11 protein-coding genes are annotated in these 12,219 nt (G+C 44.1%); 3 read left to right on the top strand and 8 right to left on the bottom strand.

Translation table 11 applies throughout. From position 1 onward, the window contains the following. Nucleotides 1-103 precede the first annotated feature (103 nt). From FHW89_RS07315 to FHW89_RS07290, 6 genes are all read right to left on the bottom strand, one after another. Nucleotides 104-484, bottom strand: a complete 381-nt coding sequence (locus tag FHW89_RS07315; RefSeq protein ID WP_172334359.1) for an RNA-binding protein — start codon at nucleotides 482-484, stop codon at nucleotides 104-106. Between the two features lie 214 nt (nucleotides 485-698). Beyond that, the gene (locus FHW89_RS07310) at nucleotides 699-1,151 is read right to left on the bottom strand and encodes a 3-oxoacyl-ACP synthase (RefSeq protein ID WP_172334358.1); all 453 of its coding nucleotides are present in this window, start codon (nucleotides 1,149-1,151) and stop codon (nucleotides 699-701) included. A gap of 410 nt (nucleotides 1,152-1,561) precedes the next feature. Next, the gene (locus FHW89_RS07305) at nucleotides 1,562-2,191 is read right to left on the bottom strand and encodes a gluconate 2-dehydrogenase subunit 3 family protein (RefSeq protein WP_172334357.1); all 630 of its coding nucleotides are present in this window, start codon (nucleotides 2,189-2,191) and stop codon (nucleotides 1,562-1,564) included. A 21-nt stretch (nucleotides 2,192-2,212) separates the two neighbouring features. Next, nucleotides 2,213-3,946, bottom strand: a complete 1,734-nt coding sequence (locus tag FHW89_RS07300; protein WP_172334356.1) for a GMC family oxidoreductase — start codon at nucleotides 3,944-3,946, stop codon at nucleotides 2,213-2,215. Nucleotides 3,947-4,072: 126 nt separating this feature from the next. Next, nucleotides 4,073-4,744, bottom strand: coding sequence for a DUF1080 domain-containing protein (locus FHW89_RS07295; RefSeq protein ID WP_172334355.1), 672 nt, complete (start codon nucleotides 4,742-4,744; stop codon nucleotides 4,073-4,075). A 158-nt stretch (nucleotides 4,745-4,902) separates the two neighbouring features. After that, the gene (locus tag FHW89_RS07290) at nucleotides 4,903-5,958 is read right to left on the bottom strand and encodes a hypothetical protein (protein WP_172334354.1); all 1,056 of its coding nucleotides are present in this window, start codon (nucleotides 5,956-5,958) and stop codon (nucleotides 4,903-4,905) included. 273 nt (nucleotides 5,959-6,231) lie between these two features. Between FHW89_RS07290 and FHW89_RS07285 the strand changes: the two genes are divergently transcribed. The 3 genes from FHW89_RS07285 to FHW89_RS07275 all read left to right on the top strand — a co-directional run bounded on the left by FHW89_RS07285 (nucleotide 6,232) and on the right by FHW89_RS07275 (nucleotide 9,145). Further along, nucleotides 6,232-6,660, top strand: coding sequence for a CBS domain-containing protein (locus FHW89_RS07285; RefSeq protein ID WP_172334353.1), 429 nt, complete (start codon nucleotides 6,232-6,234; stop codon nucleotides 6,658-6,660). A 248-nt stretch (nucleotides 6,661-6,908) separates the two neighbouring features. Then, the gene (locus FHW89_RS07280) at nucleotides 6,909-8,147 is read left to right on the top strand and encodes a DEAD/DEAH box helicase (protein ID WP_172334352.1); all 1,239 of its coding nucleotides are present in this window, start codon (nucleotides 6,909-6,911) and stop codon (nucleotides 8,145-8,147) included. Then, nucleotides 8,144-9,145, top strand: a complete 1,002-nt coding sequence (locus FHW89_RS07275) for a glycoside hydrolase family 43 protein (protein WP_172334351.1) — start codon at nucleotides 8,144-8,146, stop codon at nucleotides 9,143-9,145. The genes FHW89_RS07280 and FHW89_RS07275 overlap by 4 nt, the downstream gene beginning before the upstream one ends. Nucleotides 9,146-9,928: 783 nt before the next feature. Here the strand turns inward: FHW89_RS07275 and cysM are convergent. After that, nucleotides 9,929-10,801 (bottom strand): cysteine synthase CysM, encoded by an 873-nt coding sequence (gene cysM, locus FHW89_RS07270; RefSeq protein WP_172334350.1) that lies wholly within the window; start codon nucleotides 10,799-10,801, stop codon nucleotides 9,929-9,931. Between the two features lie 160 nt (nucleotides 10,802-10,961). Then, a complete protein-coding gene (gene epsC / locus FHW89_RS07265) occupies nucleotides 10,962-11,771 on the bottom strand; it encodes a serine O-acetyltransferase EpsC (RefSeq protein WP_172334349.1) in 810 nt (269 codons plus the stop codon). Nucleotides 11,772-12,219: the final 448 nt, after the last annotated feature.

Below are 12,219 nucleotides of genomic sequence, written 5' to 3'. Positions count from 1 at the left end.
GATTTACCAGCCGCTAAAAATAATCCCCAACGAGCCGCAGACAGTATTTTTAAAATAAAACACCGGGTAATGTAGCCCCGGTGTTCTATTCTATTTTATAATTTTACCAACGGCCACCGCCGCCGCCTCTGTTACTATCTTTTGAGTAGCCGCCGCCACCGCCACGGTTTCCACCGCCGTAGCCGCCACCACCACCGCGGTTACCACCACCGTAGCCACCACCGCCTCTGCGGTCAGTCGCTTTTTTCTCTTCGGCCTGGCTTACAGCAATTGAACGACCTCTAACTTCAGAGCCATTTAAGCCGGTAATAGCTAATTGGGCAGCCTCATCATCAGGCATTTCAACAAATCCGAAACCCTTGCTTCTTCCGGATTCCCTGTCAATAATTATTTTTACGGTGCTTACTTCACCGTACGCTTCAAAAAGCTCTTTTAAATCGGCTTCCTCTAATTGAAAAGGAAGACTTCCTGCAAATATGTTCATCAATTTTTAATTTATAATAGCAAGGTTCTTTTTTTACTTGCCTCGTTTTGTTAACATCAAATATAGTAATAGATATTTGATGATTACTGCAAGAATTTGTGAATGAACGTTTTTATTTTTTTTAATAATTAAAATATCATTTAACCAAAACAAAATAATACTCATTTGCGTTAAAGGTTTCCTCGAAACACCTGTGCGATTTGAGCCGAATCGCCTAATTTACAGCCTCAATGATATAAGGTTTGCCATTGAGACTGAAACTGTCACCCACTGCTTTACCCGCGAGCAGGACACCAATAGGGGAGGCCGGCGACACCGCAAAATAGTTTTTCCCGTCAACTGAAATGATTCCGGCGCTTATAGCCAGGTAAAAACTGCCATTATTCGTCGTGATCACGCTGCCGATTTCGGCTTTAATGCTTGTACCATTGGCACTGATCCGGTTAAGAGCCACCATTAATTTATTGGCTTCGTTCAGTTGGGTTAAATTACGGTCGGTTTCCTGTTGCATCATAGCCCGGCCGGTTTCATACTTATCCCCGGCGCTGCTTTTGGTATCTTCGTTTGATGCCTTTTGTGCCTCTTTGATTCCCAGCTCGGCCGCATCCATGCTTTTGCGTACATAATTTACGCATGCGTCATGCAACTTCTTTCTCAGATCGCTCATGTATATAATTAAATTTGAAACTCAAACGGTAATTAAAAGTCGTCGGAATGGTGACCTTCTTACATTTCCCTGAGGCAAATAAAGCATTTTTATTATTAAGTGCGACGATAAAATCCGATGTAAAATAAAAGCCCCCTTGCACTCGCTGCTTGGGGGCTTTAAACCTAAACCTTATCACTATTTGCAGGTGTGAACCTACAAAGTAGATAAACGTATCAAATTGCCGAAATGGTATATTAACCCACCACTAATTGACAAAATAATGATAATTCAAGTCCGCAATACCCATTAAACATTTAATTATCAATTATTTAGAGTTTTACTTAAAGGCAAAAAAATTTATCTTAATCATAAAAAAACGCCGGACTATTTTATCACCCGGCGTTTCATTTATCTATTGTCTGATGCTTTTATACATTCTCCATACCGTAATGTTTCAGTATGTCTGCAGGAACTCCTGTCCATTTCCCCGGAGCATTACCTGCATAGCCGATATCTTTAACACCCATTTCACTGGTAAAAAAGCCCGACGCTGTCAAATCGCGCATACGGTTAAAGAATGCCACACCCTGGGCCATTTCTGGCTTTGCTTTAGCTGGGTAAGCTATATCATCAATCACCTCTATCTGCTGCGCGCGGCTGCTATCGGTAAATGTTTTACCAAAGCGATTGAGGCATTGCAGATCGAGCCAGCGCAAACCACCACGCAAAGGCGTTTGGTGATAAGGCATATCTTTTACAATAAATTCAATAAAATCAGGCACTTTGGCATCTGTCGCGCTGCCAGATTTTTCGTCCTTGGGGATAATTATATCTACCAATACGGTTATCGTAGCCATTTCTGCAGGGGTAAAGAATTTATCGGCGTTCAGCTTTTTATCGCGTTCAACCTCAAACGGTTGGCGACCGGCTTCGGGCGCCGCAGGAGTGGATGCAGCTTCTTCACCTGTTTTTTTAGTATCGGTTTTACAGGCTTCCAGTAATAATCCTGCTGAGAGTGTACCAAAGCCTATAGCTTTTAGGGAGTCACGTCTGTTCATAACTAATTTTATTGGGGCTTGTTAAACGTTTAATTTTTTTCTTTCCTGTAAAATATATTCGGCAGTACGCATAGACAGGGCCAGGATAGTCCATGTCGCGTTTTTATCGCCTTGTTGTACAAACGGAGCGGCATCAACCACAAACAGGTTTTTGCAATCATGTGCCTGGCACCATTTATTCAGCGCCGATTTTTTAGGATCGTCACCCATACGTATGGTTCCTACTTCATGGATGATCTTACCCGGTGCTTCTAAGCCGTAATTGGTATCAGCCCCTTGTGGAGGACCGTAAATGGCGCCCATATTATGCATAATTTCCTGAAAGGTATCCTGCATGTGCTTGGCTTGTTTGATCTCATCATCGGCCCATTTGTAATGGAAACGCAATACTGGGATACCATACTTATCAACTACATTAGGATCAATTTCACAATAGTTATCATAGCGGGCTATAGCAGTACCCCGACCGGCCATGCCAAACTGGGTACCATAAAAACGACGGTAATCATCTTTCAATGATGCGCCGTAACCACCAGCCTCTTTCTTTTTACCGTTACGATCTGGCACCGCGCCATTCATGTTATGGATACCACCACCAAAACCGTATGATGGCATGTGTAAGCCGCCACCGTATTCGATGTGATAACCACGCGGGAAATCGAGTTTTTTATTATCCAGCCACCATGGCGAGTAGATATGCACACTACCTACACCGTCTTCATTGTAGCGTTTGCGATCCATCAGTTGCGGCAGGAAACCACCGGCGCTTGATCCGGTTGAATCATGCAGATAGCGCCCAACAACACCGCTGCTGTTGGCTAAACCGCCTGGATGGGCTGCTGATTTGGAGTTCAACAGGATACGAGCTGATTCACCGGCGCTGGCACCAAGCACTACCGTTTTGGCATTAACCTGGTATTCCTGCATATCTTCTTTACTGATGTATGATACTCCTGTAGCCAAACCTTCTTTATTAGTCAACACCTCACGAACCATCGCGTTGGTGATCACCTTTAAGTTACCCGTTTTTACAGCAGGGATAACCAAACATGATGATGCCGAAAAATCGCCGTATACTTTACAACTACGACCGCATTGTCCACAGAAAAAGCATGCGCCACGATCTTTGTTACCAGGCAAGGCTTCGGTTAAAACCGAACCACGGCCAGCAATAGTAGTTACACCCGCTTTTATAGCACCTTGTTTAATATACAATTCATTCAGCCTTGGCTTTGGAGGTGGTAAAAAGATGCCATCAGGTTCATTCTCCAAACCTTCTTTGGTGCCATAAACACCAATCATGCGGTCAACCTTATCATAGTAAGGCTTTACTTCATCATAAGTGATCGGCCAATCATCTGTAAGGCCATCTTTAGCTTTAAAATCATGCGGCCCCATCCTTAATGAAATACGGCCCCAGTGATTGGTACGGCCGCCCAGCATACGTGAGCGGAACCAGTAAAACTCGGTTTTGTCTTTTGTTGTGTAAGGTTCGCCTTCCAATTCCCAACCGCCGTAAGCAGCGTCAAAGTCGCCAAAAGGACGGGTAGAACCCGCGCCACGACGTGGCGATTCCCATGGCCATTTTAATTGTTGTGAATCTTTGGCAGGGTCAAAATAGGCTCCGGCCTCAAGCATTAAAACTTTTACACCGGCATTGGCTAACACATAACCAGCCATACCGCCACCAGCTCCCGAACCTACAATGACCACATCGTAAGTTTCTGCTGATTTCTTGATTTGTAGATCGCTCATATAATATCAGGTGTATCCTCTGTTACGAGAAGAAAAATGCACGCGCAGGCATGCATTTGCATTTATTTGGTTTTATGGCATAAATATATCGAACGCAAAGCGTTACAACATAATCATTTTTAAATATTATAACTGTTTGATGTAAATATTGCGGAATGCAACGTCGTGACCGTGATCTTGCAGCGCGATATGACCTTTTGGATATTTGGCAAAATCAGTCCAGTTTTTGAATTTACTGTTGGCCAGTAATTCTTTCCACTCGTCGCTGCCAATTTCGGTTTCTACTATTTTAGTCCCATTTAACCAAAAAGTTAGATGACCATCTTTTTTACGCAATACTACGGCATTCCATTCGCCGGCAGGTTTAGCTACATCTGCAGAAGGGGCCTTCATATCATATAAAGAGCCCGCAAGGTGATTTGCTTTTTTGTTGTCGCTGGCTTTGGCGTTATCCAATACCTGCATTTCGATACCGGTAAGGTAAGTTTCGTTAAATTTAGGGTCTTCGTGCACACCAAAAATAATTCCGCTGTTGCCTGTTTCGGATATTTTCCAATCCAGTTTCAGTTCATAATTTTCGTATTCACCATCAGTAACCAGGTCGCCCTGGCCCTCGGCTTTTGGATCAAGCTGTAACGCGCCGTCAACAACTTTCCATGCACCAGAACCTGTTTTTAAATAGGTATGCCAACCGGTGGTTGTTTTACCATCAAATAAAGGTTTAAAGCCTTTGGATTGGGCCGATACCGTGAAATGAAGCACAGGAATAGCCATAAGGCTCAAAAGGGTCTTTTTCATTATAAATGTTTTAGATTTAATTAAGATATACCATTAGGTTGGGCTAAATATATCTGCTTTTTTTCAATGCTAAAACGATTATATGAAAAATAAATTACAAACAGCTGTGAATAGCCGTGTAAAAATATGGTTATATAAAAATGACTCCCTTTTTTGGCTTAATGTTTACCAAAATTGAATGATAGGTCTGATGCCAAACCAATGGTCACATAGCCGTAACTATCCTCAAAAAACTGGTTATAATCATCCTGCCCGCGGTAACCACCACCAACCATAAATGCCGTGCTTGGCATAAAAGGGAACTGGTAGTAATACTTCAAACTTACGTTGAGTCGTTTCTTGAAATCAACAGCCGAGTAATTATCGTACTTGTCGGCAATATAAGTAAAGTCAAACCGGATACGCTGCCAGTTTTTATACACCTTTTTGCCTTTCTCCAACGGATCATCATACGCTTTGGCAAAATTATACATGCGGCTGCCATTAACCCTGATAAATCCGTAGTGATCCTTTAATCCTTCAGATACGCCCAGGCCAAATAATCCGGCGTGTACCTCAAGCGCTATATTATCGTAACGGTTAATGATCAAGTCCTTTTTATCAATGCGCTTGCCGGTATAATAGGTAAGGGTATAAAAGTTGGTTGTGAATTTGCCGCTGTCGCGATTAAAACTGCCGTCGGGGTTCAATGATGGCCCTCTTACCCCATTGGAGTGATGCGAGTAACCGAACGATAGGAATTCCGGCTTATAAGTATCCTCATTCAACCTGTAAAATACAGTAGCACCCGGCATAAAGCTTGGCGATTTTACCGGAGCTCCATGTGAAGCCAGCAAACGTATTTTAACCCTTGCTGTAAACACGGCAAAAAACCGCGATTTAGGGGTTTGGAATAAGATAAAGTTGGGCGCCAGATCGGCGGTTAGTTGGGTCTTTATCTTGTTAAAATAATCATTACCGCCTTCGGATGTCCGCAGGTTTTGTATAAAAATATCATCAAACGCGTTATTGATCAACCGCCGTTTTAATAGAACAGAATCGGCTGTGGTATCAGTCGCTGCTATATATGGTTGTTTAAGCGTTGTGCTTTTAGCCATTAATTTGCCTGGTAAACCAAGGCAAATGAGACAGCAGATCACTATTAAGGCAGGGATTAAATTGATATGGCTGATGTTGCCTTTAAAACGCGTTTTGTGGGGTATAAGATTGATCAATGTAGTATGTATTATTTTGACCGGCAGTAATGACTAAATCAATAATTTCCAGTCGCACTATGTTAAAATACTGTTAAAAATTACGGGGGCAATATTAGATATTATTCTTTTTTAACAGTGTCAAGCTAACGTAAAAGCTAACTATACCTGAACGAGATGGCAATTCCATGATAAAATGCTGAATTGTTGATATTTATAACCCCACTGCATTTGTTTTTCAATTCTGTTTATTATATTTGGTTATAGCCAATTCTTCATTTTAACCTCAGTGCCATGATAAAAGTTTCAAATATCCTTGCCCGCAAAGGCGGCCGCATAGTTACCATTGATGCCGGCAAATCAGTTCTGGAAGCATTAAAAGTAATGGCTGATGAAAACATCGGCTCGGTGGTTATACTGGAAGATGGCGAATACGCCGGTCTGCTTACCGAACGGGATTATGCCCGCAAGGTGATCCTGAAGGGAAAATCATCCCACGAAACCTTGGTGCGCGATATTATGAGTACCGGCTTGCCCCGCATACTACCCGATAACTCCATCGAAACCTGCATGCATATCATGAGCGAAAGCAATATCCGCTACTTGCCCGTATTTATTGATGATGCGCTATGCGGCATTATTTCTATCAATGACCTGGTTAAGGAAACTATCCTGTCGCAACAGGAAACTATTGAACAGTTAAAAAGCTACATACACTCGTAGGGGAGTAAGGATTTTGGGAACAAGGAATAAGGACTTTGGGAGTAAAGAAAATTTGTTTTACTATTCCTGCCTTATCCTTTCTCTTTAATCTATATATCTTTGTTCAAAACCCTTATTCCTTGCTCCAAAAATCCTTGCTCCAAAAGTTCTTTACTTCATAAATCCTTACTCCATATACCCTTGCTCCAAAAATCTTTGCTCATTGTCCTAAAAATCTATACCTTGCGTAACACACCAAGTAGAACATAGTGACGTTTCAGGATTTCAATTTTAACGAACAATTATTCGAGGGCATACAAAGTATGGGGTTCAACAACCCAACCCCCATACAGGAAATGGCCATACCCGTAGTTTTAAAAGGCCACGATCTTATTGCCTGCGCGCAAACCGGCACCGGTAAAACCGGGGCTTATTTGCTGCCCGTGCTCAATTTCATCAGCAATAGCAACAAGCACCATACCAGCGCCCTTGTTTTGGCGCCCACCCGCGAACTGGCCCAACAAATTGACCAACAGGTTGAAGGGCTGGCCTATTTTACAGGAATCAGCTCCATAGCCGTATTTGGCGGCGGCGATGGTGCCGTTTATGAACAGCAGCGCCGGGGCATTCAAAATAATGTAAACATTATTATAGCCACACCCGGCCGGCTGATAGCCCACCTTACATCGGGTGTTTTAAAGCTGAACCATCTTACCCACCTGATATTGGACGAAGCCGACCGAATGCTGGACATGGGTTTTTCTGACGATATCAAAAAGATCATCAGCTACCTGCCTAAAAACAGGCAAACACTGCTTTTTTCGGCCACAATGCCCGGTCGTATCCGTGCGCTAGCCAAGGCTATTATGAAGGAGCCAGAGCAAATCAATATTGCCCTATCGCAACCCGCCGTAGGTATCGATCAGCAGATCTATCGTTTGCATGATCAGCAAAAAACGCCTTTGCTACAGCTTATCCTTCGCGATTCTGCTTATACCAGTACCATCATTTTTGCATCCCGTAAGGAGATCGTAAAAGCACTGTATAAAGAACTGAAGGCAATCAACATCAAGTCAAACGCATTTCATTCCGATTTGGAGCAACGCGAGCGCGAAGAAATATTGTTACAATTCAAGAACAAGCAACTGCCTGTAATTATCGGTACCGATGCCCTTTCGCGCGGCATTGATGTGGAGGGTATCGACCTGGTGATCAACTATGATGTACCCGGCGACCCGGAAGATTATATTCACCGCATTGGCCGTACAGCCCGTGCTGCCACTACCGGTACTGCTATCACATTTGTAAATCACCGCGATGAGCGTAAATTAAAAAGCATTGAACAACTGATAGAGCGTCCCATTCGCCTGGTTGGCCTTCCCGATGAACTCGCGGCTATTCAGCCAACCCATACCCCAGGCACTGGCCAGAGCGACAAGAACAAGAAACCCAACAGGCGCTTTAATAAAAAGCGGCCAAAGAATAATAATACCAATACTCAAAAATGAACAGGAGCGTAGCTTCAAAGCTGGTTTTGCAGATACTATTAGGCGCGGCATTGACGGTGCCTACACTAAACATTTTTGCACAGAGCAAAAAAACGTCGGGAAATCCCGTAGTTGAAGGCTGGTATGCCGATCCGGAAGCCAAAATTTTCAATCACCAATACTGGCTGTATCCAACCTACTCGGCCAAATATAATGAGCAGGTTTTTATGGATGCCTTTTCATCGCCAGATCTGGTGCATTGGACAAAACATGCCCGCATTATTGACACCAGCGGGGTTAAATGGGTGAAACGTGCGCTTTGGGCTCCTGCCGTTACCGAAAAGGATGGCAAGTACTATATCTTCTTCGGCGCGAACGACATCCAGAACAATAATGAAAAAGGCGGGATAGGCGTGGCCGTAAGCGACAAACCCGAAGGCCCATTCAAAGACTACCTCGGCAAACCCCTTATCGATCAGATCATTAACAAGGCTCAGCCTATCGACCAGTTTGTTTTCCGGGATGATAACGGCCAGTACTATATGATATATGGAGGCTGGGGCCAATGCAACATTGTGAAGCTAAAGAACGATTTTACAGGTGTTGAACCTTTTGACGACGGCGTAACCTATAAGAAAATAACCCCCGAAGGCTATGTAGAAGGCCCCGTGATGTTTAAGCGCCAGGGCAAGTACTACTTTATGTGGAGCGAAGGCGGCTGGACCGGCCCGGATTACCGGGTGGCTTATGCTATTGGAGATACCCCATTCGGGCCATTTAAGCGTATCGGCACTATTTTAAAGCAGGATGCCAGTATAGCCACCGGCGCGGGACATCATTCGGTGATCAACGTACCGGGTACCGACGAATGGTACATTGTTTACCATCGCCGGCCGCTTACCGAAACAGACGCCAATCACCGGGTGATGTGTATAGACAAAATGTATTTTGATACCGATGGCACCATCAAGCCAGTGAAGATCACCAACGAAGGGGTTACTGCCAGGAAACTGAAGTAACAAAACTTTTTAAACCACTAATTTTAAACTTTTTTTAGGCAAAAACGCCTGCTTTTTGGCTACTTTAACAAATTTTTAACGCCATTTTAACACTTTTTAACAAATTTTTGACGGGTTTTGAAATGTTTAAAAAGTATTTATTTACTGTCTATCAAAAACTAAAAAAACAAGTCGGTTTTTGACCTTTTTTTCTCTTAACCAAACAGCCTGCTTATCTCCTGAAAAGATAAGCGGGCTGTTTGTTGATATAAATATACGAAAAATTACCTTAGCATTTGGTGGCGGTTTTTAATTATTGAATTACTGATTTAGTGAATTATTGATTGAAAACAACGGCTCTTCTTCTGTCAGCTTCTTAATTAGTGAGTTTTCTTCCCCATCGGCAGATAAGCTTCGGGCGAAAGCGGGCAGAACAAGGGTGGGTTGTGCGGCTGCGGGGCATAGCAAGTTTTGCAGAAGCGCGGGGCTTTGCGTGAACGAAGTTGGGCAAATAATTGCAGCCCGGGTTCTGTCCGATTTGCGGGGTAGAGGCCTCGTGCGGCAAAGAAGCATTTCTGCTGACAGCCGTTATTCGCAGTTATTTATTTTTATCGGTGCTCATTATCTCGCTACGCTCGGTCTGGTTACTTTGTGGTCACATACGGCGAAGCCCTCTTGAGTACCTTAAAAAACAAACCACAACGAAAAACGCAAAGGCCCTCCCGCGGCCAAGAGCGGGTATGCGACAAGCCTATCGGCGAGTAGATCCTTCGTTCCTCAGGATGACAAAATTTTAATTCCCAATCACCCAAACAAATCACTACTCAAATACCTGTCGCCCCGGTCACAGCAGATAAATACGATAAGGCCTTCTTTGAGCTCGGCAGCCAGTTTGATGGCACCGGCTAATGCGCCGCCGCTGCTCATGCCGGCAAATATGCCTTCCACTTTGGCCATATCGCGGGCCATTTGGGTAGCTTCCGCCTCGGAAATATCCATTATGCGGTCAACCCGGCTGGCATCAAATATTTTGGGCAGATAGGCTTCGGGCCAGCGGCGGATACCAGGAATGGATGAACCTTCGGTAGGCTGGCAGCCGATGATCTGTATGTCTTTATTTTTATCTTTAAAATAGCGGGAGCAACCCATAATAGTACCCGTTGTACCCATGGCGCTTACAAAATGAGTGATCTTGCCATCGGTATCGCGCCATATTTCGGGACCGGTGGTTTTGATGTGGGCACCGTAATTATCGGGATTGGCAAACTGGTTCAGCAGGAAATAGCCCTCGGTAGCACCTTTTTCCTCGGCATAATCGCGGCAAAGCTCAATCCCCTCTAACAAGGTTACTTTGGCCCCGTAGGCCTCCATGGTTAAGGTGCGCTCACGGGTAGAGTTGGAGGGCATCACTAACTCAATCTCCAGTCCAAACAAGCGGGCTATCATAGCCAGGGCTATACCTGTATTGCCGCTGGTAGCTTCAATGAGTTTGGTGCCGGGTTTTATATCACCACGCTCCATAGCGCTGCGGATCATGTTGAGCGATGCCCTGTCCTTCACGCTGCCGCCGGGGTTATTACCCTCCAGCTTGGCGTATATTTTTACGTTGGGGTTGGGGTTTAACTTTTGTATTTCAACCAGGGGCGTATTTCCTATTATATCAATAATGCCTGCCATAATTTTTTTTGTATGATTTTAGTATCAAGTAGCTAGTATCAAGTATCACGACTTTTTTTCTTTTTTCATACAACTTCCCTGTCTTGATACTTGATACTAGCTACTTGATACTATTCCTGTCTTGATACTTGATACTAACTACTTGATACTATTCTAAAAATCACACTTCATCACTTTTCAGTGTCCGGTGACTTGGGGTGTGATATACCCTTGAATATGGCGGTACGCTTTTAGTAAGCCACACGTTACCGCCGATAAGACTGTTATGCCCAATAATGGTTTCGCCTCCCAGTATGGTAGCGCCGGAGTATATCACCACATGATCTTCCACCGTTGGGTGGCGCTTGGTGTTGGCCATGCTTTTATCCACACTCAGCGCGCCCAGGGTAATGCCCTGGTACAATTTTACGTGGTTGCCAATGATGGCGCTTTCGCCTATCACAATGCCGGTACCGTGGTCTATATAAAAATACTCGCCTATCTCGGCAGCGGGGTGTATGTCGATACCTGTTTTGGAGTGTGCGTATTCGGTGAGTATCCTGGGTATCAATGGCACATGATCTACATACAAACTATGCGCCAGGCGATACATGGATATAGCTAAAAAGCCTGGGTAGGTACGTACCACTTCAAACTCGCTTTGGGCTGCCGGATCGCCGGTAAAAATGGCCTGAATATCGGTATTCAATATCCTGAACAGCTCTGGCAAGCCTTTAAAAAACCGGGCAGCACGTTCTTTATTATCACAATCGTCGCAACCTTTGGTTACTTCCATCATGTGGCACAGCTCATTCTCCAGCAGGGCAAATTCTGCCTTAAGGGCATCAATATCGGCAAATATCTTTCCCGTTTGCTCCGGGTATAGCAAATGAATTACCTGGAGCGCCCAGCGGGTGATCTCCTTGTTCGACGGCACGGCCTCAAGCCTTTGCTGCTTGCTAAAAATTTGCTCGTAAAAATCCTCACTCATGTTTTATGCGGGCTGTTGTAGGAAACAGCGCGTTATTAATGCAAGTTTAGGCAAAAGAATGTGTTTTGTATGTAAAAAGCGCTACTTAATTGATAGATATACATGTTTAGGGAAATTCTTTTGTCATCCTGAGGAACGAAGAATCTGTTGTTGAATATACCAGGAGCAGTATAGATAAAGAGGGGAATTGCGGCATTAAGGAGAAACGAACAAGCAATATCTTTAGGATAATCCGTGGATTGCATGGCGTATACCCGCTCATGGCCGCGGGAGGGCCTAGTTACGTTTTTCGTTGTGGTTTGTTTTTTTAAGGTACTCAAGAAGGCTTCGCCGTATGTCGCCTCAAAAGTAACCAGACCGAGCGTAGCGAGATAATGAGCACCGATAAAAATAAATAACTGCGAATAACGGCTGTCAGCAGAAATGCTTCTTTGCCGCACAAGGCCTT

This window comes from Mucilaginibacter sp. SG564 (genome assembly GCF_013149275.1).
GTDB lineage: Bacteria > Bacteroidota > Bacteroidia > Sphingobacteriales > Sphingobacteriaceae > Mucilaginibacter.
This window is presented reverse-complemented; position numbering and strand designations above follow the sequence as displayed.

What these genes read in the sequence shown, in the direction of transcription:
- FHW89_RS07310 (WP_172334358.1), bottom strand. Translation starts at nt 1,151, where the DNA reads ATGAGCGATCTGAGAAAGAAGTTGCATGACGCATGCGTAAATTATGTA.
- FHW89_RS07285 (WP_172334353.1), top strand. Translation starts at nt 6,232, where the DNA reads ATGATAAAAGTTTCAAATATCCTTGCCCGCAAAGGCGGCCGCATAGTT.
- FHW89_RS07295 (WP_172334355.1), bottom strand. Translation starts at nt 4,744, where the DNA reads ATGAAAAAGACCCTTTTGAGCCTTATGGCTATTCCTGTGCTTCATTTC.
- FHW89_RS07305 (WP_172334357.1), bottom strand. Translation starts at nt 2,191, where the DNA reads ATGAACAGACGTGACTCCCTAAAAGCTATAGGCTTTGGTACACTCTCA.
- cysM (WP_172334350.1), bottom strand. Translation starts at nt 10,801, where the DNA reads ATGGCAGGCATTATTGATATAATAGGAAATACGCCCCTGGTTGAAATA.
- FHW89_RS07275 (WP_172334351.1), top strand. Translation starts at nt 8,144, where the DNA reads ATGAACAGGAGCGTAGCTTCAAAGCTGGTTTTGCAGATACTATTAGGC.
- epsC (WP_172334349.1), bottom strand. Translation starts at nt 11,771, where the DNA reads ATGAGTGAGGATTTTTACGAGCAAATTTTTAGCAAGCAGCAAAGGCTT.
- FHW89_RS07315 (WP_172334359.1), bottom strand. Translation starts at nt 484, where the DNA reads ATGAACATATTTGCAGGAAGTCTTCCTTTTCAATTAGAGGAAGCCGAT.
- FHW89_RS07300 (WP_172334356.1), bottom strand. Translation starts at nt 3,946, where the DNA reads ATGAGCGATCTACAAATCAAGAAATCAGCAGAAACTTACGATGTGGTC.